This is a genomic window from Pseudomonas sp. TWR1-1-4, from assembly GCF_049897165.1.
GTDB classification, from domain to species: domain Bacteria; phylum Pseudomonadota; class Gammaproteobacteria; order Pseudomonadales; family Pseudomonadaceae; genus Aquipseudomonas; species Aquipseudomonas canadensis.
Genome location: NZ_JAFCVS010000001.1, coordinates 221,860 through 242,327, shown reverse-complemented (window position 1 = coordinate 242,327; position 20,468 = coordinate 221,860). Strand labels below are relative to the sequence as shown.

General features: G+C 62.8%; 18 protein-coding genes and 1 pseudogene. 13 read left to right on the top strand and 6 right to left on the bottom strand.

Annotated elements, in window-relative coordinates; genetic code table 11:
• Window positions 1-25: 25 nt before the first annotated feature.
• The 3 genes from ACP7C6_RS01105 (at window position 26) to ACP7C6_RS01095 (ending at window position 3,136) form a co-directional block, all read left to right on the top strand.
• Entirely contained in the window at window positions 26-1,165 is a 1,140-nt protein-coding gene (locus ACP7C6_RS01105) for a branched-chain amino acid ABC transporter substrate-binding protein (protein WP_426108149.1), read from the top strand.
• 260 nt (window positions 1,166-1,425) lie between these two features.
• Entirely contained in the window at window positions 1,426-1,908 is a 483-nt protein-coding gene (locus ACP7C6_RS01100) for an L-2-amino-thiazoline-4-carboxylic acid hydrolase (protein WP_068934334.1), read from the top strand.
• Window positions 1,901-3,136 (top strand): Zn-dependent hydrolase, encoded by a 1,236-nt coding sequence (locus tag ACP7C6_RS01095; protein WP_122683696.1) that lies wholly within the window; start codon window positions 1,901-1,903, stop codon window positions 3,134-3,136. The genes ACP7C6_RS01100 and ACP7C6_RS01095 overlap by 8 nt, the downstream gene beginning before the upstream one ends.
• Here ACP7C6_RS01095 and ACP7C6_RS01090 read toward each other — a convergent pair.
• Entirely contained in the window at window positions 3,133-3,921 is a 789-nt protein-coding gene (locus tag ACP7C6_RS01090; protein WP_426108146.1) for an AraC family transcriptional regulator, read from the bottom strand. The genes ACP7C6_RS01095 and ACP7C6_RS01090 overlap by 4 nt on opposite strands.
• 86 nt (window positions 3,922-4,007) lie before the next feature.
• Between ACP7C6_RS01090 and ACP7C6_RS01085 the strand changes: the two genes are divergently transcribed.
• From ACP7C6_RS01085 to aqpZ, 4 genes are all read left to right on the top strand, one after another.
• Window positions 4,008-5,006 carry a bile acid:sodium symporter family protein gene (locus tag ACP7C6_RS01085; protein WP_028616667.1) on the top strand — a complete coding sequence of 333 codons (999 nt, stop codon included), beginning with the start codon at window positions 4,008-4,010 and terminating at the stop codon, window positions 5,004-5,006.
• An 86-nt stretch (window positions 5,007-5,092) separates the two neighbouring features.
• Complete coding sequence (locus tag ACP7C6_RS01080; RefSeq protein ID WP_028616666.1) at window positions 5,093-5,452, top strand: hypothetical protein; 360 nt, start codon at window positions 5,093-5,095, stop codon at window positions 5,450-5,452.
• 122 nt (window positions 5,453-5,574) lie between these two features.
• Complete coding sequence (locus tag ACP7C6_RS01075) at window positions 5,575-6,759, top strand: sugar transporter (protein ID WP_068934327.1); 1,185 nt, start codon at window positions 5,575-5,577, stop codon at window positions 6,757-6,759.
• A gap of 102 nt (window positions 6,760-6,861) precedes the next feature.
• Window positions 6,862-7,563 (top strand): aquaporin Z, encoded by a 702-nt coding sequence (gene aqpZ, locus ACP7C6_RS01070; RefSeq protein ID WP_028616664.1) that lies wholly within the window; start codon window positions 6,862-6,864, stop codon window positions 7,561-7,563.
• A 72-nt stretch (window positions 7,564-7,635) separates the two neighbouring features.
• On the opposite strand, the pseudogene ACP7C6_RS01065 reads toward aqpZ, so the two are convergent.
• Window positions 7,636-7,973 (bottom strand): annotated as a pseudogene (locus ACP7C6_RS01065) (NAD(P)/FAD-dependent oxidoreductase); the annotation flags it as partial.
• 138 nt (window positions 7,974-8,111) lie between these two features.
• Complete coding sequence (locus ACP7C6_RS01060) at window positions 8,112-9,056, bottom strand: aliphatic sulfonate ABC transporter substrate-binding protein (protein WP_028616663.1); 945 nt, start codon at window positions 9,054-9,056, stop codon at window positions 8,112-8,114.
• 194 nt (window positions 9,057-9,250) lie between these two features.
• Between ACP7C6_RS01060 and ACP7C6_RS01055 the strand changes: the two genes are divergently transcribed.
• From ACP7C6_RS01055 to ACP7C6_RS01040, 4 genes are all read left to right on the top strand, one after another.
• Entirely contained in the window at window positions 9,251-10,582 is a 1,332-nt protein-coding gene (locus ACP7C6_RS01055; protein WP_426108142.1) for an LLM class flavin-dependent oxidoreductase, read from the top strand.
• 144 nt (window positions 10,583-10,726) lie between these two features.
• Window positions 10,727-11,785 (top strand): ABC transporter substrate-binding protein, encoded by a 1,059-nt coding sequence (locus ACP7C6_RS01050; protein WP_426108140.1) that lies wholly within the window; start codon window positions 10,727-10,729, stop codon window positions 11,783-11,785.
• Window positions 11,772-12,761 (top strand): ABC transporter permease, encoded by a 990-nt coding sequence (locus ACP7C6_RS01045; RefSeq protein WP_353632442.1) that lies wholly within the window; start codon window positions 11,772-11,774, stop codon window positions 12,759-12,761. Before ACP7C6_RS01050 ends, ACP7C6_RS01045 begins: the two co-directional genes overlap by 14 nt.
• The gene (locus ACP7C6_RS01040; RefSeq protein WP_068934317.1) at window positions 12,755-13,543 is read left to right on the top strand and encodes an ABC transporter ATP-binding protein; all 789 of its coding nucleotides are present in this window, start codon (window positions 12,755-12,757) and stop codon (window positions 13,541-13,543) included. The genes ACP7C6_RS01045 and ACP7C6_RS01040 overlap by 7 nt, the downstream gene beginning before the upstream one ends.
• Window positions 13,544-13,668: 125 nt before the next feature.
• Here ACP7C6_RS01040 and ACP7C6_RS01035 read toward each other — a convergent pair whose 3' ends face one another.
• Both ACP7C6_RS01035 and ACP7C6_RS01030 read right to left on the bottom strand, forming a co-directional pair.
• Window positions 13,669-14,094 carry a hypothetical protein gene (locus ACP7C6_RS01035; RefSeq protein ID WP_122683684.1) on the bottom strand — a complete coding sequence of 142 codons (426 nt, stop codon included), beginning with the start codon at window positions 14,092-14,094 and terminating at the stop codon, window positions 13,669-13,671.
• Window positions 14,095-14,240: 146 nt separating this feature from the next.
• The gene (locus ACP7C6_RS01030) at window positions 14,241-14,963 is read right to left on the bottom strand and encodes a pirin family protein (protein ID WP_426108137.1); all 723 of its coding nucleotides are present in this window, start codon (window positions 14,961-14,963) and stop codon (window positions 14,241-14,243) included.
• A gap of 180 nt (window positions 14,964-15,143) precedes the next feature.
• On the opposite strand from ACP7C6_RS01030, the gene ACP7C6_RS01025 reads away from it, so the two are divergent.
• Both ACP7C6_RS01025 and ACP7C6_RS01020 read left to right on the top strand, forming a co-directional pair.
• A complete protein-coding gene (locus tag ACP7C6_RS01025; RefSeq protein WP_323986236.1) occupies window positions 15,144-16,094 on the top strand; it encodes a GlxA family transcriptional regulator in 951 nt (316 codons plus the stop codon).
• Window positions 16,095-16,243: 149 nt separating this feature from the next.
• Window positions 16,244-17,713: a winged helix-turn-helix domain-containing protein gene (locus tag ACP7C6_RS01020; RefSeq protein WP_426108134.1), complete on the top strand. Its 1,470-nt coding sequence runs from the start codon at window positions 16,244-16,246 to the stop codon at window positions 17,711-17,713.
• On the opposite strand, the gene ACP7C6_RS01015 is transcribed toward ACP7C6_RS01020, so the two are convergent.
• Entirely contained in the window at window positions 17,660-20,422 is a 2,763-nt protein-coding gene (locus ACP7C6_RS01015) for an ATP-binding protein (protein WP_426108132.1), read from the bottom strand. The two genes, ACP7C6_RS01020 and ACP7C6_RS01015, sit on opposite strands and share 54 nt — an antisense overlap.
• Window positions 20,423-20,468 lie beyond the last annotated feature (46 nt).

Below are 20,468 nucleotides of genomic sequence, written 5' to 3'. Positions count from 1 at the left end.
GCCCGACACTTAGCAGGAATAACCCATGAACACGTTGAAAAAAAACGCATTGATCGGCCTGGCCCTGAGCAGCCTGGCCAGCGCCGTGGCCCAGGCCGACCAGACTGTGTTGATAGGCCTCGCCGGTCCGCTCACCGGCCCCTCGGCACGGATCGGCAAGGACCTGGAAAACGGCGCGCAACTGGCCATCGACCAGGCCAACGCCAAGCACCCGAAAATCAACGGTGAAGCCGTGACCTTCAAGCTAGTGTCCGAAGACGACCAGTCCGACCCACGCACCGCCGTCACCGTGTCCCAGCGCCTGGTGGATGAAGGCGTGGTGGGCGTGGTCGGCCACTGGAACACCGGCACCAGCATCCCGGCGGCACGGGTTTACCACGACGCGGGCATCGCCCAGGTCGCACCGGTGGCTACCGGTCACGCTTACACCCAGCAAGGGTTCGACACCAGTTTCCGAATCATGGGCCATGACGACGATGGCGGTCAGGTAGCAGGCGACTATGCCTTGAAAACCCTGAAAGCCCAGCGTATCGCCGTGATCGACGACCGCACCGCGTTCGGCCAGGGCCTGGCGGACCAGTTCGTCAAATCCATCGAAGCCGGAGGCGCCAAGGTGGTGTCCCGCGAATACGTGGATGACAAGACTATCGACTTCAGCGCCGTGCTGACCAATATCCGCAGCCAGAACCCGGACCTGATCTTCTTCGGCGGCGTCGATGCCCAGGCCGCGCCGTTGGCCCGTCGCATCAAGCAGTTGGGGATCAAGGCGCCATTGATGGGCGCCGGGGGTTTCGTCAGCCAGACCTTCCTGCAATTGGCGCAGAACGAAGGCGAGGGCGTAATCGCCCTGGAGCCGGGCCTGGCGATTGCGCAGATGCCGGGCGGCAAGGCATTCGAGCAGGCTTACAAGGAACGCTACAAAACCAACATCGAGCTGCACGCGCCGTTCGCCTACGACGGTGTGGGGGTGTTGGTGGCAGCGATCGAAAAGGCCGATTCGGTGGACCCGCAGAAATACCTGCCGGTGCTGCGCGCCATTAGCTATGAGGGCGTGACCGGCACCATCGCCTTTGACGGCGAAGGCAACTTGAAGAAACCGTCGTTCACCGTTTACCAGGTCAAGGCCAATCAATGGCAGCCGGTGAGCGTGGCAGGCGGTCAATAACCGCTGATCTGGGGTGAGCATACTTTAGTGTGGTGAGGAGGATTAGAGTGGTGAGCGGGCTTGCCCCGCGCTGGGCTGCGAAGCGGCCCCAAACCAGGCGCTGAGGAGTTGTCTGACACACCGCGGCGTTCCCAATGGGGCTGCTACGCAGCCCAGCGCGGGGCAAGCCCGCTCACCACAACAAGCCCGTTCACCAGAGAGAGCCCCCCTTTGAGCTTGGGGGGAATTAATAGGTTTTGTGGAGCTGATGGAGGCACACAATGAGCAAACTGGAAGGTGAACTGGGCATCCTCGCCCGGCGGCGCATCGAGGCCGAAATCATCAAGCCGATCTACGAGATCCTCAAGCGCGAGCAGGGCAAGGACTTTGCCGCTGCGGTGATCGGTGAAGCCGTGGGCAATGCCGCGATCCAGGCCGGCAAGCATTTTGCTTCGCTGGAAGAGCAGGGCGCTGACCTCAAGAGCTTCGTCGAGCTGCAAGTGCTGTGGGAAAAGGACGACGCGCTGAAGGTCGAGATCATCGCCAGCGACGCAGAGCACTATGACTACGACGTCAAGCGCTGCCGCTACGCCGAGATGTACCACGAGATGGGCCTGGGCGAGATCGGCCATCTGCTGTCGTGCAACCGTGACGAGCTGTTTATCGTCGGCTACAACCCGGACATCAAGTTGACCCGCACCCAGACCATCATGGGCGGCGATCACCGTTGTGACTTCCGCTATCGGGCCAAACCTCATGAGTAAGCTGGCGCGTGTGAACGGCGAACGCCTGTGGGCTTCGCTGATGGAAATGGCGCAGATCGGCGCCACCGAAAAAGGCGGCGTCTCGCGCCTGGCGCTGACCGACGAAGACCGCCGTGGCCGCGACCTGTTCGTGCAGTGGTGCGAGGCGGCCGGTTGCAGCATTCGCGTGGACGCCATGGGCAATATCTTCGCCCGTCGTGCGGGGCGCTTCGATGATTTGGCCCCGGTGATGACCGGCTCCCACGGCGACTCCCAGCCCTTTGGCGGCAAGTACGATGGCATCTACGGCGTGCTTGCAGGGGTGGAAGTGCTGCGCACCCTGAACGACCTGGGCATTGAAACCGACCGGCCCATCGAAGTGGTCAACTGGACCAACGAAGAAGGTTCACGTTTTGCGCCGGCGATGATTTCGTCGGGCGTCTATGCGGGGGTGTTTGACCTGGAATACGGGCTGTCCCGGGAAGACAAAGCCGGCGTGACCATTGGCCAGGCGCTGCAGCAAATCGGCTACGCTGGCACCGAGCCGGTGGGTGGCCAAGCGATCCACGCCGCATTCGAACTGCATATTGAACAAGGCCCGATTCTGGAGGCACAGGGCATTACCATCGGCGTGGTCACTGGCGCCCAGGGCCAGCGCTGGTACGAAGTGGAACTGAGCGGCCGCAGTGCCCACGCCGGCACTACGCCCATGGATCATCGCCTGGATGCCTTGCTCGGTTTTGCCCGTGTGGTCGAGGCCGTCAACGGGCTGGGCCTGGAGCAGGGCGCCGAAGGGCGGGCCACGGTGGGCATGGCGAATATCTTTCCTAACTCGCGCAACGTGGTGCCGGGGCGGGTGTTCTTCAGTGTGGAGTTCCGTCACCCGGACGAAGCGGTGCTGGCGCGCCAGGACCAGCAGTTGCGCGATGCCGTGGCGCAGATTGCCGACGGGATTGGCTTGCAGCACAGCGTGAAGCAGATTTTCCAGTACGCGCCGATTGCCTTTGACGCGGGCTGTGTCGAGGTCGTGCGGGCGTCGGCTGAGGCATTGGGCTACAGCCATCGGGCGATGATTTCCGGTGCTGGGCACGATGCCTGCTACCTGAACCAGGTGGCGCCGACGGCGATGATTTTTGTGCCCTGCGTGGATGGGTTGAGCCATAACGAGGCGGAAGAAATTTCTCAGGAATGGTCGACGGCGGGGGCGGATGTGTTGCTCCAGGCGATGCTGGCGAAGGCCTCTGCCTAGCGAAAGAACTCACCCGGCGTCGCCTCGAACTGCTGGCGAAACGCATTGATAAACGCCGAGGTGGATTCGTATCCACACCCCAGCGCCACATCCGTCACCCGCTCGCCTTGCTCCAGGGCGGGCAGGGCGGTCAGTAACCGCAAACGCTGACGCCACGCCCGAAAGGTCAGCCCGGTGTCGCTCAGGAACAAGCGGCTGAGGGTCTTCTCGCTCACCCCCAGCTGCTGGCTCCACTGGCCCAAGGTCGTCTGCTGCTCCGGGTGTGAGTTGAGGCTGCGATAGATCTGGCGCAAACGCGGGTCCAGTGGCAGCGGCAGCATCAAGTCGACTTGCGGCGCCGCCGCCAGTTGGTCCAGCACCACCTGGGCCAAACGCCCATCCGGTCCATCCTCAGCATATTCCACCGGCAATTCGCTGAAGCTGCGGATCAACTCCCGTAACAAACTGCTCACCTCCAGCACATGACAGCGCTCATCCGCCCAGGTGGTGACGCTGCAATCCAGGTACAAACTGCGCATTTCCGTGTGGGGCGAGCTGAACACGCGGTGCGGCATGCCGGCCGGAATCCACACTGCCCGCTGAGGCGGCGCGACGAAGCGGCCGACGCTGGTCTGGATCTCCAGAACCCCGGAAATCGCGTAGGACAATTGCACCCACGGGTGGCTGTGGCGACGGGTCAGCGCACGATTGGGCAAGGATTCGGTGCGTCCGTACACCGGCCGTGGCAGGCTGGAAAGCCCGGGCACACTGCGGCGGACGGTCTTGTCATGTCCTTTTGGCGGCATTTACTGGCTCATTGGCGTTAGTCGGTAACAAGCCGTTACGTTAGAGTCGCGACGACGCTCTTGGCAACTCCCGGAAGATCCTGCTTATGACTCGCCCCCGATTTCTGCCCGACAACTTCACCCTGACGCTGATCGCCACGGTGATCCTCGCTTCCCTGCTGCCCGCCAGCGGCCAGACCGCCGTGGCCTTCGGTTGGGTCACCAACCTGGCGATTGCGCTGCTGTTCTTCCTGCACGGCGCCAAGCTGTCGCGTCAGGCGATTGTTGCCGGTGCCGGCCACTGGCGCCTGCATCTGTTGGTGTTCAGCCTGACCTTTGTGCTGTTCCCGCTGCTGGGCCTGGCCCTCAAGCCGGTGCTGTCACCGTTGATCGGCAAAGACCTGTACATGGGCATGCTGTACCTCTGCGCCTTGCCGGCCACGGTGCAATCGGCGATTGCCTTCACGTCCCTGGCTCGGGGCAATATCCCGGCGGCGATTTGCAGTGCGGCGGCGTCCAGCCTGTTCGGGATCTTTCTCACGCCGTTGTTGGTGACGCTGTTGCTCAACGTGCACGGCGAGGGCGGTTCTACCGTCGACGCGATCCTGAAGATCAGCGTGCAATTGCTGTTGCCATTCATCGCCGGGCAGATCGCCCGGCGTTGGATCGGTGAGTGGGTCGGCCGCAATAAATCCTGGTTGAAGTTTGTCGACCAGGGCTCGATCCTGCTGGTGGTGTACGGCGCGTTCAGCGAAGCGGTCAACGAGGGCATCTGGCACCAGATCCCGCTGTGGGAACTGGGCGGTCTTGTAGTGGCGTGCTGCGTGCTGCTCGCCTTGGTGCTGGTGGCTTCGACCGTGCTGGGCAAAGCCTTCGGCTTCAACCAGGAAGACCGCATCACCATTCTGTTCTGCGGTTCGAAAAAGAGCCTGGCAACCGGCGTGCCGATGGCCCAGGTGTTATTTGCCGGAGCCTCCATGGGGGTGCTGATCCTGCCGCTGATGCTGTTCCACCAGATCCAGTTGATGGTCTGCGCGGGGCTGGCGCAGCGTTATGCCAAGCGGCCGGAAAGCATTCCGGAACTGATGGGCCAGGTGGATCCATGATCCCTGTCACAACCTTCGGCGAATAGGCTCAAGTAAACGCCGGCCCAGGCGACTACCTTCTTAACTACCCAAGAAGGAGCGTCGACATGAACGTTAAGCGTTTGTCACTGGTTACCGGCGTTCTTGCGGTATGGGCGGGGGCTAGCCTGGCAGGGCCCTCAGGCGTCATTCAGTTTCACGGCAGTATCGTCGAGCCCGGCTGTCATGCAGCTGCACCAAGCGGGTCGACGCTGGAACTCAAGGGCTGCCCGCAGGCCTTGCGTGGCAGCCAGTTCGCGGTGCAGCCCGTGCGCACGGTGACGGCGCTGGGCACTGCGCAGGCAGACGTCAAGTTGGTCGCCCAAAGCAGTGATGGGCGCTATTACGACCAGCGGTATGTGCTGGTGGACGCCCTCGGCAAGCCCATTCAATCGGGGGCCTACGTGGTCACCATGACCGCGCCGTGACGCCCTGAGGTGGTTTTGAGCCGGATCGGCGTCAACAGCCGCGCCAGAAACCTATAGAATGCTCGGCGGCGGCGCTTGTCCTGGGTGGCCGTCTGATCATCGTCCGAGTACCGCGCCCTTCAATGAGCATTTCAGCCGCAACGCCCCAAGCCAACTGGCAACCGGTCATCGCCCTCGCGTTGGCCGCCTTTGTGTTCAATACCACCGAATTCGTGCCCGTCGGGCTGCTCAGCGCCATCGGCGCCAGCTTCGACATGCCCGTGTCCAGCGTCGGGTTGATGCTCACCATCTACGCCTGGATCGTGTCCCTGACCTCGCTGCCGGTGATGCTGCTGACCCGCAACGTCGAACGGCGCAAGCTGCTGATCGTGCTGTTCTGCATGTTTATCGTCAGCCACATCCTTTCCAGCGTCGCTAACAGCTTCGGCCTGCTGATGCTCAGTCGCATTGGCATTGCCTTGTCCCACGCCTTGTTCTGGTCGATCACCGCGTCCCTTGCTGTACGCCTGGCGCCGGAAGGCAAGCAGGTGCAAGCCCTCGGCCTGCTGGCTACCGGTACTTCTCTGGCGATGGTCCTGGGCATTCCACTGGGCCGCCTGCTGGGCGAAGCCATGGGCTGGCGCACCACGTTCCTGGTGATCGGCGCGTTCGCCGCCGCCCTGGTGTTCTGGCTGGCGCGCACCTTGCCGCTGCTGCCGAGCCAGAACTCCGGCTCCTTGCGCAGCCTGCCGCTGCTGTTCAAGCGCCCGGCGCTGGTGGCGTTGTACGTGCTCACGGCCATGACCGTGACCGCGCAATTCACCGCCTACAGCTACATCGAGCCTTTCGTCGAAGGCGTGGCCGGCATGAGCGGCAGCGCGGTGACCCTGATCCTGCTGGTGTTCGGCGGCGCGGGCATCATCGGCTCGCTGTTGTTCAGCCTGGTGCACCGCTTCAATCCGCACCTGTTCGTAGTCGGCGCGGTATTCATCCTCGCCGCGTGCCTGGCGCTGCTGCTGCCGTTAAGTGGCGCAGAATCCTACCTGGTGGTGCTGAGCGTGTTTTGGGGTATGGCGATCATGGGCTTCGGCCTGGCGATGCAATCCAAGGTGCTGGTGTTGGCGCCGGATGCGACCGACGTGGCCATGGCGATGTTTTCCGGCATCTACAACATCGGCATCGGCGGCGGCGCCCTGATGGGCAGTTGGGTGGGTAGCCAGTTCGGCTTTGCCTGGATCGGCGCGGCGGGCGGTTTGCTGGCGGCGCTGGCGTTGATTGGCTACTGCCTGGCGATCCGCCGGTTTGGGCAGGGTGTCGTAACCCGATAAAACAGGACAAGTCTTACACAGCAATTTGATACCCATTGCTACCGTCGCCCAAGACCGCCCACGGCCTGTGGTGACGGCACTTGAACAGCAATGGAGTCGATTGTGCAAAAGCGTTTGACCGCCGAGTTTATCGGTACTTTCTGGTTGACCTTCGGCGGCTGTGGCAGCGCCATCCTGGCGGCGGCTTTCCCGGAACTGGGCATTGGGTTTGTCGGCGTTTCGCTGGCGTTCGGGCTCACGGTGCTGACCATGGCCTATGCGGTAGGCAGTATTTCGGGTGGGCATTTCAACCCGGCGGTGACCCTGGGTTTATGGGCGGGGCGTCGTGTGGCGGGGAGTGATGTGCTGCCGTATATCGCGGCGCAGGTGGCTGGAGCGCTTGGCGCTTCGGCAGCGTTGTACCTGATTGCCAGCGGGCAGCCGGATTTCGCAGTGGGAGGTTTTGCCGCCAATGGTTATGGCCCACTAAGCCCTGGCCTCTTTGATATGAAGGCCGCGTTGCTCGCGGAATTCATCGCCACGTTCTTTTTCTTGTTCATCATCATGCGCGTGACCGCACCAGGCGCGGTGCCTGGCTTTGCGCCGATTGCGATTGGGCTGGCCCTGACCTTGATTCACCTTGTGTTGATTCCGGTGACCAATACCTCGGTGAACCCTGCACGCAGCACCGGGCCTGCGTTGTTTGCCGGCGGCGAGTACCTGGCGCAGCTTTGGCTGTTCTGGCTGGCGCCGATGGTAGGCGGAGTGATGGGGGCCTTGGCGGCGTATTCGTTGGGTGAGTGCGCAAAAAAAACACCCGCCTAACAATTATCGGCGGGCGCTCGGGAATGACCGGATCAGCACGGAGTGAGCTGGCCGGTGTAGGGCGTACGGGGATCAGGCCACCGGAATCAACGGGTCTGCCGCCGCCAGCGCCACCGCACGATCAGCGGTCGGTGGGTAGATCCACACGGTGTTGATCTGGTGCTTGAGGTCCTTGGCTTCCTGGCCGACCAGTTTCAGCTGGCGGTCCCAGCCTTCGGTGAACACGGCGCCCCAGGCGCCAAGATCGAGTTGCCCAGGGTGTCGGTGGCGGCGTAGGCCACGTCACCGGCGGCGAACACGTCGGCCTGGCCCTTGACCTTGAGGGTGCCGTCCACATGCAGGCGGCCCTGGGGATCGCGGGTGCCGCTGACCTGTTCGGTGAGCGGGTTGGCCCAGAACACGGTCTGGGCACCGGTCAGGTCAAGCAGGCCCATTTGCAGGGTGCGCGGTTGAACGAGTGGAGCGATGGCGGTCATGAAAGACGGTTTCCTGGGGCGAGTACAGGGTCGCCCTTTGTACCACTTAACCGGGTTCGCCCGCTCAGTCCGTCAAGGCTTCCAGGTCTGCACATCCTTGGCATCCACGGCCTTGGGCAGTAGTCCTGCCTTGAAGAACGCATCGGCGATTTTCTGCTGCTCGCCCAGTTGGTCGAGCGTCACCGGCTGCACCTGGTAACTGCGGTGTGCATTGGCGGCTTCAACGGTGGCCGTATCCAGGTTGCCCCACAGCGGGCCGAGGATCCTGGCCGCGTCCTGCGGGTTGGTTTTCACCCACTGGCCGGCCTTTTCCAGCTGTTCATACACCACCTTCAACACCTCAGGGTGCGCCTTGGCGTAAGGCGTGCCCGTCAGGTAGTAGCGCTTGTAACTGGCCAGCCCCGCGCCGTCGGCCAGGGTGCGCGTGGGCAGTTGACGTTGCACGCTTGTGAGGAAGGGTTCCCAGGTAACCCAGGCGTCGACCTTGTTGTTCTCGAACGCCGCGCGACCATCGGCGGGTGTCAGATAAGCCGGTGTGATATCCGAAAATTCCAGGCCCGCCTTGGCCAGCGCGGCGATCAGCAAATAGTGGGTGCCCGCCGCCTTGGTCACGGCGATTTTCTTGCCCTTGAGGTCCGCCAGTTGTTGGATCGGTGAGTCCTTGCGCACCACGATGGCCTGGGCTGAAGGCGAGGGTGCTTCCTGGGCGAAGTAAGTGAGCTTGGCCTGGGCGGCCTGGGCGAAGATCGGCACGGTATCGGCCACGTCGGCGCTGATGTCGACGTTGCCCACGTTGAGCGCTTCGAGCAGCGGCAGGCCGCTGGGAAACTCATGCCAGCTCACGTCGATGTGGTCGGCCTTGAGGGCTTTTTCCAGGGTGCCTTGGGTTTTCAGCAGGGTGATCAGGGTCGAGGACTTCTGGTAACCGATGCGCACGGTTTCCTGGGCTTCGGCGCTCGCCGCGACGGAAAAGGCCAGCAACCCGAGTACTGCGGCGAGGGGGCGACGTATGGACATGGCGAGCTCGATCTTCAACGGAGTAGCGTCGAGCTTAAAGTTCTAAAAACTATTCGTTAAATACTCTTTCGGTCTTAGCTTAGGGCGCTTTTTTTGAGATCAAACCCATCGGTAATAACCATAGAACTATATGGTTCTTTCATAGTTGTTCGTGATTAATATAATTAAATGGAATTTTTAAGCGAAAATATTCCATGACCAAAAACCGCCAGATCCATTTATCCGCGTTCCTGTTGAGTGGGCCGGTGGTGCACAGCCACGCCGTGTGGCGTCATCCGGAGACCGTCGGCAATTACCTTGACCCCGAGTACTACGCGCGGGTGGCCAAGGTGGTGGAGGAGGGGTTGTTCGACTTCCTGTTCTTCGCCGATCGCCTGGCCGTGGGCGATCAAATGGGCGGCTCCCGCGAGTTCGCCTTGCGCTACGGTGCCCAGGACGCTACGCGGTTGGACCCGCTGCCGATTCTCTCTTACCTGGTCGGCAAGACCACCAAGCTTGGGCTCGGAGCGACCCGTTCCACCACCTATTACGAACCGGCGCACATCGCCCGTGAATTCGCCACCCTCGACCACCTGTCCAAGGGCCGTGCAGCCTGGAATATCGTCACCTCGATGAACGACAGCGAAGGGCGTCTGTTCGGCAAGGACAAGCACTTGGAACACGATCTGCGCTATGACCGCGCCGATGAGTTTGTCGAAGTCGCGCTGAAGCTCTGGAACAGCTGGGGCAAGGACGCGCTGAAGCTGGACCGAGAAAGCGGCGTGCTGGCGGACCCCGAGTTGATCCGTTCGGTGCAACATCAGGGTGAGTGGTTCAGGGTCGAAGGCCCGTTGAATATTCCGCGCACGCCCCAGGGGCGACCGGTGCTGATCCAGGCCGGTTCGTCCGGGCGGGGCCGGCGCTTTGGCGCGCGGTGGGCCGAGGCGATTTTCACCATTCACCCGCATTTGGCGGCCATGCGTGCGTTTCGCGATGACGTGCGTGCGCAGGTGGTGCAGCAAGGCCGTGAGGCTGACAGCTGCAAGGTGCTGACGGCGGTGATGCCGTTCATTGGCGCGAGCGAAGCTGAAGCTCGCGCCAAACGTGATCAGCACAACGTCCTGGCTCGGCCTGAGTTGGGGCTGGTGACCCTGGCGTCGCAGCTGAATGTGGACCTGTCGCCATTCCCGCTGTCCGCGACCCTGGCCGAGATCGCCCAGTCGCCACTGATCCACCCGGCCGCCGCTGAAAAGCTGTTGATGCAAGGCCCGCAAACCACCCTGGAACAAATCGGGCGCCTCTTCGCCAGCAGCGTGCGCGTACCGCAGTTGGTGGGGACGGGCGCGCAGGTGGCCGATCAGTTGGCCGAGCTGTTTGAGCAGGGCGGTTGCGATGGGTTCGTGGTTTCACCGGGGTATCTGCCGGGCTCGTTCACCGAGTTTGTCGAGAGCGTGATTCCGCATTTGCAGCGCAAGGGGTTGTTTCGCACGGCGTATGAAGGCTCGACGTTGCGTGAGCACCTCGGCCTCGCCGATCTCAACCCCTGAACTCGGTCCCTGTAGGAGCTGGCTTGCCAGCGATAGCGGTGTATCAGTCAGCCGTGATGTCGACTGGCCCGATGTTATCGCCGGCAAGCCGGCTCCTACAGGTGCCACACCGTCCAGAACACTCATTTATAGGGAATATTGTGTATGGCTGACTTCGATCACTTAACCCGCCGCCGCCTGCTGGGGCTGGCCGGTATTACGCTGGCCAGCCTGTCGCTGCCACGCCTGGGCTTCGCCGCCGATGAACACGCCGGCCATAACACTTCACAGGAACCTGCTGGCACCGGTGAATTCATCCGCCTCGACGCTCCGCGCAAGCTGAAGCTGGCAGTCAACCTCAACGCCGTATGCCTGGCGCCAGTGGTGATCGCCCACGGCCAAGGCTTTTTCACCAAGCACAATCTGGACGTGGAACTGGTCAACTTCGGCAACTCAACCGAAGTACTGCTGGAGGCCATCGCCACCGGTAAAGCCGACGCGGGCGTGGGCATGGCGCTGCGTTGGCTCAAGGCGCTGGAGCAAGGGTTCGATGTGAAACTCACTGCGGGCACTCACGGCGGCTGCCTGCGTTTGCTCAGTGCGGTGAATGGCGGCGTGACCCAACTCGAAGACCTCAAGGGCAAGGCTATCGGCGTGACCGACATGGCCAGTCCGGACCGCAATTTCTTCTCGATCCTGCTGAAGAAACACGGCGTGGACCCGGTGCGCGACGTGGAATGGCGGCTGTACCCGGCCGACCTGCTCGGCACGGCCCTCGAGCGTGGCGAAGTGCAGGCGGTGAGTGGCAGTGACCCGTTCATGTACCGCCTGATCAAATCCGGCGTGGCCCGCGAACTGTCCACCAACCTGGTGGAAGAGTACGCCAACCTCAGCTGCTGGGTGGTCGGCGTCACCGGCAAACTGGTGCGCGAAGACAAACGCGTGGTCGCGGCCTTGACCCAAGCGATTCTGGAAGCCCACGACTATTCCGTGCAGCACCCCGAAGAAGTTGCCAAAGGCTTCCAGGCCCATGCGCTGAATACTTCGGTAGAAGAAGTGCAGGCGATCCTCCACGACCACACCCACGGCCATCACGCGGTGGGCGCGGCGCTGACCCAGGAAATCCTCACCTACGTCACCGACTTGAAAACCGTCGAAGTGATCAGCAAGAGCACCGACCCGGTGGAGTTTGCCAAGGAGATCACCGCCGATGTCTTCAGTTGATGCGGCAACCCTGAACCCGTCCCTGGCGTTCAAAGTCTGGTGGCAGGGCGTGGCGGTGGTGGGGGCCTGGCTGGCCGTCGCGCTGCTGATCAGCTACTGGCCCAACGCGACGCGCAACTGGCCGATGACCCAAGGCCTGGCCAATCTGTGCGTGGGCATCGCGGCGCTGTTCATCGTATTGAGCCTGCTGGGGCGCAAGATAGCGAGGTTGGGCCTGCGCCTGCGCAACGCGGGTCCCTGGCTGATCGCCTTGCCGGTGCTGCTGGGTATCTGGGAACTACTCACCGCCAAACTGGCGCTGTTGCCGGTGCCGTTTTTTGCGCCGCCCCAGGCCTTGCTGGCCGTGTATATCGAAGACTACCCACGCCTGGCCGACAGCCTGTTGCACTCGGCGTTGCTGCTGGGTTCGGGCGTGGCGCTGGGCGCGACCACCGGGTTTATCGCGGGGGTGGCGATCGGATGGTCCACGCGCATCGGCTACTGGTTGCACCCGGTGTTGCGCATTCTCGGTCCGGTGCCGTCGACGGCGTTGTTGCCGCTGTGCTTCTTTCTGTTTCCGAGCAGTTGGAGCGCCAGCGTATTTTTGATCGCACTGGCCACCTGGTTTCCGGTCACGGTGCTTACCTGGTCCGGCGTGGCGAGTGTGGACAAAGCCTATTACGACGTGGCCCGCACCCTCGGCGCCAAGCAAGCTTTTCTGATTTTCAAGGTGGCGATTCCCGCCGCGTTGCCGCATGTATTTGTCGGCCTTTTCATGGGCCTGGGCGCCTCATTTTCGACGCTGGTGGTGGCGGAGATGATGGGCGTCAAATCCGGTATCGGGTGGTACCTGCAATGGGCCCAGGGCTGGGCCGCCTACGCGAATATGTACGCCGCCTTGCTAATCATGGCGCTCGCTTGTTCAGGGTTGATCACCGGGTTGTTCCTGGTGCGTGACCGGTTGTTGGCCTGGCAGAAAGGATCGATGAAATGGTAGCCCTGGCACACGCAGTATCGGCGTCGGAAGGTTTGGCGCTGAGCATAGAAAACCTGAGCCATGGCTTTGCCCTGGACGGCCTGCATCTGCCGGTATTGGAGCGGGTTTCGTTGGTTGTGGCGCCAGGTGAATTCGTGGCCTTGCTCGGGCCTTCGGGATGCGGCAAGTCGACCTTGCTGCGCTTGGTGGCCGGCCTCGAACCGGCGGACTCCGGCCGTTTGCTGGCGGACGGTGAAGCCATCACCGGCCCGGACCCGAGCCGCGTGGTGGTGTTCCAGGACCCGACGCTCTACCCATGGCGCCGCGTGTGGGACAACGTCGCCGTCGGCCTGGAAGCGCAGGGGCTACTCAAGACTCATTCGGCCAAGGTCGACGAAGCCCTGGAAAAAGTCGGTCTCAGTCAGTTCGCTCGCGCTTATCCACGGCAGTTGTCCGGTGGCATGGCGCAACGGGTGGCGCTGGCCCGCGCACTGGTCAATCAACCACGCCTGCTGATCCTCGACGAGCCGTTGGGCAAACTCGACTCCCTGACCCGTATCACCATGCAAAAGGAACTGATCGACTTGTGGCAGCGCCAGGGCTATACGGCCTTGCTGGTGACCCACGATGTGGAAGAAGCCTTGCTGTTGGCCAACCGGGTGGTGGTGTTCAGCGATCGTCCGGCGAACATCCTGGCGCAACTGACAATTGACCGGCCGTACCCCCGACACCGGGACGATCCTTATCTGGTGGACTTGCGACGCCAGATTCTGGGCCTGCTGGGGCTGGGAGAAAGTTGGTAGCCAGATACGTTCATGTGCCGGCGTTTGCCTACCCCGCTTGGTTCATCGGCGTAGCCGCACTTCATCGAGGGCGAAAAAAAACCGGCTGATCAGGCCGGTTTGGGGTTCCCGCCAGCAGCGCGGGGTTAAACGTTGTTGCCTTGCAGGCGATCAGCACCACCTTCGGCCAGACCACGTTCTTGCAAGCGATCAGCACCACCTTCGGCCAGACCACGTTCTTGCAGGCGATCAGCACCGCCTTCAGCCAGGCCACGTTCTTGCAGGCGATCAGCACCGCCTTCGGCCAGGCCACGTTCTTGCAGGCGATCAGCACCGCCTTCAGCCAGGCCACGTTCTTGCAGGCGATCAGCGCCACCTTCGGCAACACGGCGTTCCAGCAGGCGGTCCGAACCATTTTCGGCAACGCGGTTACCTTGCAGGCGGTCCGAGCCACCCTCTGCGACGCGACTTTCGATCAGGCGATCCGAACCGCCTTCAGCGACGACAGGATGGGCAAAAGCATTTGCAGCGAGTACCGAGAAAGCGAGGCTAAGCAAGATTTGGCGTTTCATGAGAGTGTGCTCCGAGTGTTTTAGTTTGGGTTGTTGCTGGTATGGGTTTGATGTTACGCGTTGCATTTTTTAAGAGAACTTCATTGGGCTGATGGTGACTATCGACGCCAGCGATGGCTCGTTCCGACGAGCCATCGCACGCCTGGTCATGGCATCTGCGGCAGCTCTTGCGGGCGCAGATCGAACACCAGCACTTCGGCGTCCTGACCATGGCCCAGGCGGATCTGCCGTTCATCCCGCACGCGGGCGCCGTCGCCTTCCTGCAAGCGCTGGCCGTTGACTTCAACGCTGCCTCGGGCCACATGGATGTACACATGACGATCCGGCGCCAGGACCAGGGTGGCGGCTTCGTCGCCGCTGAACAGCCCGGCATACACCCGTGCGTCCTGGCGCACGCTGAGGGAACCGTCGTTGCCGTCCGGCGAGATGATCAACTGCAAGCGCCCACGTTTCTGCGCCTCGCTGAAGTGCTCCTGTTGATAACGCGGTTCGGCGCCGGCTTCATTCGGCACGATCCAGATCTGCAGGAAGTGCACGCCACGGGTCTGGCTGTGGTTGAACTCGCTGTGGGCCACGCCGCTGCCGGCGCTCATCAGTTGCACATCGCCGGGGCGGATCACCGAACCGGTGCCCAGGGTGTCTTTGTGTTCCAGCGCGCCTTCCAGCACATAAGAGAAAATCTCCATGTCGCGGTGCGGGTGTTGGCCGAAACCTTTGCCGGCCGCGACGCGGTCATCGTTGATCACCAGCAGGTCGGAAAAGCCTTGTTCTTTCGGGTTCCAGTAGTTGGCGAACGAGAAGGTGTGGAACGACTTCAACCAACCGTGATTGGCGGCGCCGCGTTCGGAAGCTTTGCGAAGGGTCAGCATGGTCTTGTCCTCAAGTGGGAGCGGGCTGCGGCATGCAGGGCTCCGACCTTGAGAAGAAGGTTAATGGTTAATGAATGATTCATTAAGAAGCTGAAATCTGAATAACTGTCGCCTTCAAGTTGACAGTTCTGAACGTGCAATAATGGCGGCCGCATTCCTTCTCGATGGACTTTTCTCGCTATGAAAACCGTGGCCATGGCGCTATTTCCGGACTTCCTCCTGCTCGACATGGCCGGGCCGCTCGAAGTGTTTTCCATTGCCAACCGCTACCTGCCAGCGGCGGATCACTATCAGATCCTTACCCTCGGCACGGAGCCCGGCGCGTTGCGCGCCTCCAATGGTGTCGCAGTACACACCGACTTGCTGTTGGACCAGGCCCAGGATGCCTACGACCTGCTGCTGGTGCCCGGCGGTCCTGGTGCCTACAACGAATGCCATCCCGCCTTACTGCCGTGGCTCAGGGCGGCAGCGCCACGGGCGCGTTGCTTCGGCTCCATTTGCACCGGCGCCTTTGTGCTGGGGCATGCCGGGTTGTTGGACGGCCATCGTGTGACCACTCACTGGCACTACACGGAGCGGCTGATCAAGGCTTTCCCCAAGGCTGTTGTGGAAACCGACCGTATCTATTTGCAGGACGGGCGCCTGATCACCTCGGGTGGCGTCACCGCCGGTATCGACCTGGCGCTGTCGGTAGTGGCCCAGGACCACGGCAAGCATGTCGCCGTGGAAGTGGCCAAGGTGTTGCTGGTGGTGATGAAACGCCAGGGCGGCCAGGCCCAATTCAGTCCGATGACGGCGGCGGTGGCGCCTCAGGAAACGGCGATCACCCGCGTGCAGAAGCATGTGCTGGAGCATCTTGATCAACCGTTCACTATCGAGTCCATGTCCGAACTGGCCGGCATGAGCGCGCGCCACTTCGCGCGGTTGTTTGCCAAGGATGTGCAGATGACGCCCATGGCATTCCTGCAGGGCGCGCGCATCGACCGCGCCCGGCAATTGCTGGAAACCACCGACTTGCCGCTCAAGACCGTGGCTTTCCACGCGGGCTTCGGCAGCGTGCGGCACATGCGCTTTCTGTTCAGCGAAAAACTGGGCCTCAACCCGACCCAATACCGACAGCAGTTCAGTTAACGACAGAATGTCCGTCTGGCGCACCCGAATGTCCGTATCACTCCCTGTGCCAGCATTGTCCTGTCATCGCCAACTGGCAAGATAGCGGCAAGCCCACGGAAAAGGATGCGCGAACGCCCAAGGCCGGGTGTTTCAGCGCTTTTGCACAGATGAACAACCCTCAGGCGATTGACGCTGATGGCACGGTGCGCTTCGGCGCCTATGTCTTTCACCGGCAACAGCGTCTGGTCAGCAAGGCAGGCTGGCCGGTGCCTCTGGGCGGGCGGGCGCTGGATATCCTCACGGTGCTGCTTGAAGCGCCTGGGCAGTACATCAGCAAGGCCACCTTGATCGAGCGCGTGTGGCCGAACAGCGTGGTGGAAGAAAACAACCTGCGGGTGCACATCGCTGCATTGCGTCGCGCCCTTGATGGGCAGCGTTTCATTCTCAACGACCCACAGCGTGGCTACTGTTTCGCCGCCCCCGTGCACGGGGTTGTGCCGGCCACGTTACCCCTGCATAACCTCGCCGCACGCCTGAGTCCGGTGATGGGCTGTGATGAGCTGTTGGGCGTGCTGGTGAGACGCCTGTCCGGCCAACGCCTGATGACGCTCACCGGGTGTGCCGGCGTGGGCAAGAGCAGCCTGGCCCTGGCGTTGGCTGAGCGGGTGTTGCCGCGTTACCGGGACGGCGTGTGGTGGGTCGATTTGGCCACGGTGGAAGCGCCGATGAGCATGCTGCGTCACCTGGCTTCGGTACTGCACCTTGAACCCTGCGCCAATGCCGCTGAACTGGGGCGGCAATTGGCGGCCCGCCAGTTGTTGCTGGTGCTCGACGGTGCCGACCTGCTACTCGGTGCCTGCCGTCACCTGGTGCACGTGCTACGCGAAGCGGCGCCTCAGGTCAGTGTGCTGGTCAGCAGTCGTGAAGCCCTGCAAGTCTCCGGCGAATGGGTGCAACGCGTGCCTCGGCTGTCGGTGCCTGCGCCATCGGCGTTGAGCCGTGTCGAAGAAGCGATGGCTTACCCGGCGGTGCAAGTGTTCGTCGCCCGAGTACGTGCTGCTCAGCAAGGCTTTGTGCTGCGCCCCCAAGACTTGGCCCCGCTGCGTGACATCTGTCGACGCCTGGATGGCATTCCCCTGGCCCTGGAGCTGGCGGCCGCTCAAGTGGACGCCCTTGGCGTGCGTGGATTGCAGCAGCAGCTGTGCAAAGGCGTGCAAGTGCTGAGCCGGGGCCGGCGCACGGCGGTGGAACGTCATCAATCCCTGAACGCGGCCCTGGACTGGAGCTACCAGCGCCTGAGCCTGCCGGAGCGCTGGCTGTTCCTGCAATTGGGGTTGTTCAAGATGGCGGTCACCTTGCCCGCCTTGAGTGAACTGGTCGCTGGTACCGAGCTGGAACATGCCGACTTGGCCTACCTGCTGGGGCGTCTGGTGAGCACTTCGTTGCTGACCCTCGAACCCGGCCCCGGCAATGCCCGTTACCGCCTGCTCAACTGCGTGCGCAGCTATGCACTCGCGCAGTTACGCGACCCGATGCAGGTCGCGCGCTTGCAGCAGGGCTATCAGCATTACCTGGGGCCGTTTTCAGGCCGGCCGTTTGTCCTGCAACTCGTCGAGCAGGCCGCGTACGCGGACTAGGTCCTGGGTGGCAAAGCCCTCCGTGAACCGCGTGTAGACCGAACTCAGCAGATCGCGGGCCGGCTGCACGCGGCCTTGCGCCTGCCACAGCCGTGCCAACGACGTCGCACAGCGCAACTCCCAGGCCAGCGCGCCTTGCTGGTGAGCCAGGCCCAAAGCTTCCAGCAGCAGCGCTTCGGCCGCACGGGCATCGGTCGTGCTTTCTGCGTGTATCCGCAGGATCTCCGGGGTGCACCAACCCGCGTCGCCCGCGCGGGCGCGTTCGAACCCAGGCTCGTCCAGTGCATGGGAACCCAGCGTGACCAGGATATCCTCAATCAACCCCAGGCCTTGCAGGTCCTTGCGCCCAAGGATTCCCGCGTAGTGACCTGCCCACGTCTTGAACAACTGCACCGAATGCTTGTGGGCATGTTCCAACAGCAGTGCCTGCAGGGTCTGGGCGGTGTCTTCGTCACCGTTGTAACGGGCGATGACCACGCCTGCCAACGCCAGGGTGTAGCAGATGGAGGTACCATGATTGATCTGCTGCGCCAGTTCCAACGCCTGGTTGGCGGTGCGCCAGGCTTGCTCGGGAAAGCCTTGCAACCACAGGATTCGCGCCAGCACCGTGAGTGAGGCAACGCTCTGGTCGTATTGCACACCGATGCCGTGGGCAAATCGGTTGACGTGGCCGCTGTGCGCCATGCGTTGGATCACTTGCTCGGCATTGTGCCGGGCGAGTGCCTGGTTGCCGTTGTAATGCTGGGCCAGCACCCGCAGACGCTGGGCGCTGATATCCAGTTGCGGGTCGGTGCGTGGGTCGAGGCGATCAAACTGCACGCTTTGCGCCAGCGCCTGACGATACTGGCCTGCACACAGGTTCACCGCCATATGCCCGGAGACCGCGCGCAGTTGCCCCGCGACGTCCTCGTGCGCTTCGGCCAGGTGCCGCGCACGGACGAACGCGGCAATGGTCTGCGGGGCCCCGCCCATGGCGTGATAGGACAGGCTGCCCAGCGCCAGTTGCAGTTGCATCGACAAGCGGGGGCAGGGCGATGCGGCCTGGTCCATCAACGCCAGCGCCTTGTCCACGTACAAACGGTGTTCCCTGAGCAACGACAATTCTTGCCACAGCGGCATTGCGCTGACGGTCAAGCGGATCGCCAGCAGGTGTTCGCCCGCCTGCGCGAGCCCCCAGTCGAGGGCAGCGCGGATATCTTCGCGCAGCGGCGCGTAACGGTCGATCCAGGGTTGGGTGGCGACCGAATCCCAATCGTCGCGCGCCTGTTCCATCAGCGCCAGGCACCGCTCTGCATGGTGTTCGCGGGTGGCGTCAAGCTCTTGGGCGACGCTGAGCTTTTCCAGGGCATAGGTACGGGTGATGTCCAGCAGGCGATACACCATCTCATCATCGCCGGCCTCGACGTTAAGCAAGGATTTGGCGACTAGTTGAGTGATTGAGCCCAGCACTTCGGCGGGTGCTACCTGTTCCCCGGCAATCACCGCCGCCGCACTGGCCAGGCTGAAACCGCCGCGAAACACCGCCAGGCGACGCAGGCAGATCTGTTCGCAGGCGGTCAGCAGCTCAAAGCTCCAGTCCAGCGTCGCGCGCAAGGTTTGATGACGAGGCAGGGCGTTGCGCCGGCCACGGGTCAGCAGGCGGAAATTGTCCTCCATCTGCACCAATAGCCCTGGCAAGCCAAAGCGCTCGATCTGCGCCGCCACCAACTCGATCGCCAACGGAATGCCGTCCAGGCGCTGGCAGATATCAATCGCCAGCGGCAGCTCGGCCTCGCTCAGCTCGAAGCTGTCCTGATGGGACATGGCTCGCTCGATCAACAATTGCAGGGCCGGGTAGCCCAACGCTTGGGCGCGATTGCCGGTGACGGGCGGGCAGGCCAGGGGTTCCAGGCGCTGCACGGATTCGCCTTCGGCGCGCAATGCCTCGCGACTGGTGGCCAGGATGTGCAGCCTGGGCGCATGGCGCAGCAGGGTTTCGCTGATCAGGGCGATGTCGTCGAGCAGGTGCTCACAGTTGTCGATCACCAGCAGCAACTGGCGTTCCTGCAGGCTGCGCGCAAAGGTCGCCAAGTGTTCGTGCTCGGCATGAGTGACGTCGAGCAGGGCAGCCAGGTTGGGCAGGATCATCGATGGCGCGCTCAACGGCGCCAGGTCGAACAGCCGGATGCCGTCGCGGTAATGCCCGATCAACAATTCCGCCACCCGCAGCGCGACAGTGGTCTTGCCGATGCCGCCGGCGCCGGTCAGGGTGATAAAGCGTTGTTCCGGCAGTTGCTGCACCAGGCTGTCGATCAAGGCCTGGCGGCCGATCATCCGGGTACGCCGCAACGGCAGGTTGTGGCAGGGGCGTTGTGGGGCACCTTCGGAAGGCGGTGTCATCGGTTCGATGCTCAGTGGCGCAACAAAACTGTAGCCACGCTGGGCCACGGTCACGATATAGCGCTGCCCGGCCTGGCCATCGCCCAGAGCCTTGCGCAACGCCGCCATATGCACCCGCAGGTTGCCGTCTTCCACCACGCTTTTGGGCCAGACGCGGGCGATCAACTCCTGTTTGCTCACCACATTGCCGGCCTGCTCCAGCAGGATCAGCAGGATCTCCACCGCACGCCGTCCCAGGCGCAAAGGGCGACCCGCCTCGAGCACCAAGCGTTGGCGCGGGTGGATGCGATAGGGGCCGAAATGTACGGCCTGGTCGCCGGGGTCGCTCATGGCTGGCCGTGCTCGGAAAGGGGGGAGCGGCCAGCATATTCCAGGT

Coding starts and splice junctions, on each gene's coding strand:
- ACP7C6_RS01095 (WP_122683696.1), top strand. CDS start 1,901: ATGAGTAAGCTGGCGCGTGTGAACGGCGAACGCCTGTGGGCTTCGCTG.
- ACP7C6_RS01050 (WP_426108140.1), top strand. CDS start 10,727: ATGGCTGACTTCGATCACTTAACCCGCCGCCGCCTGCTGGGGCTGGCC.
- ACP7C6_RS01015 (WP_426108132.1), bottom strand. CDS start 20,422: ATGAGCGACCCCGGCGACCAGGCCGTACATTTCGGCCCCTATCGCATC.
- ACP7C6_RS01060 (WP_028616663.1), bottom strand. CDS start 9,056: ATGTCCATACGTCGCCCCCTCGCCGCAGTACTCGGGTTGCTGGCCTTT.
- ACP7C6_RS01045 (WP_353632442.1), top strand. CDS start 11,772: ATGTCTTCAGTTGATGCGGCAACCCTGAACCCGTCCCTGGCGTTCAAA.
- ACP7C6_RS01055 (WP_426108142.1), top strand. CDS start 9,251: ATGACCAAAAACCGCCAGATCCATTTATCCGCGTTCCTGTTGAGTGGG.
- ACP7C6_RS01035 (WP_122683684.1), bottom strand. CDS start 14,094: ATGAAACGCCAAATCTTGCTTAGCCTCGCTTTCTCGGTACTCGCTGCA.
- ACP7C6_RS01090 (WP_426108146.1), bottom strand. CDS start 3,921: ATGCCGCCAAAAGGACATGACAAGACCGTCCGCCGCAGTGTGCCCGGG.
- ACP7C6_RS01100 (WP_068934334.1), top strand. CDS start 1,426: ATGAGCAAACTGGAAGGTGAACTGGGCATCCTCGCCCGGCGGCGCATC.
- ACP7C6_RS01085 (WP_028616667.1), top strand. CDS start 4,008: ATGACTCGCCCCCGATTTCTGCCCGACAACTTCACCCTGACGCTGATC.
- ACP7C6_RS01025 (WP_323986236.1), top strand. CDS start 15,144: ATGAAAACCGTGGCCATGGCGCTATTTCCGGACTTCCTCCTGCTCGAC.
- ACP7C6_RS01080 (WP_028616666.1), top strand. CDS start 5,093: ATGAACGTTAAGCGTTTGTCACTGGTTACCGGCGTTCTTGCGGTATGG.
- ACP7C6_RS01040 (WP_068934317.1), top strand. CDS start 12,755: ATGGTAGCCCTGGCACACGCAGTATCGGCGTCGGAAGGTTTGGCGCTG.
- ACP7C6_RS01105 (WP_426108149.1), top strand. CDS start 26: ATGAACACGTTGAAAAAAAACGCATTGATCGGCCTGGCCCTGAGCAGC.
- ACP7C6_RS01020 (WP_426108134.1), top strand. CDS start 16,244: ATGAACAACCCTCAGGCGATTGACGCTGATGGCACGGTGCGCTTCGGC.
- ACP7C6_RS01030 (WP_426108137.1), bottom strand. CDS start 14,963: ATGCTGACCCTTCGCAAAGCTTCCGAACGCGGCGCCGCCAATCACGGT.
- ACP7C6_RS01075 (WP_068934327.1), top strand. CDS start 5,575: ATGAGCATTTCAGCCGCAACGCCCCAAGCCAACTGGCAACCGGTCATC.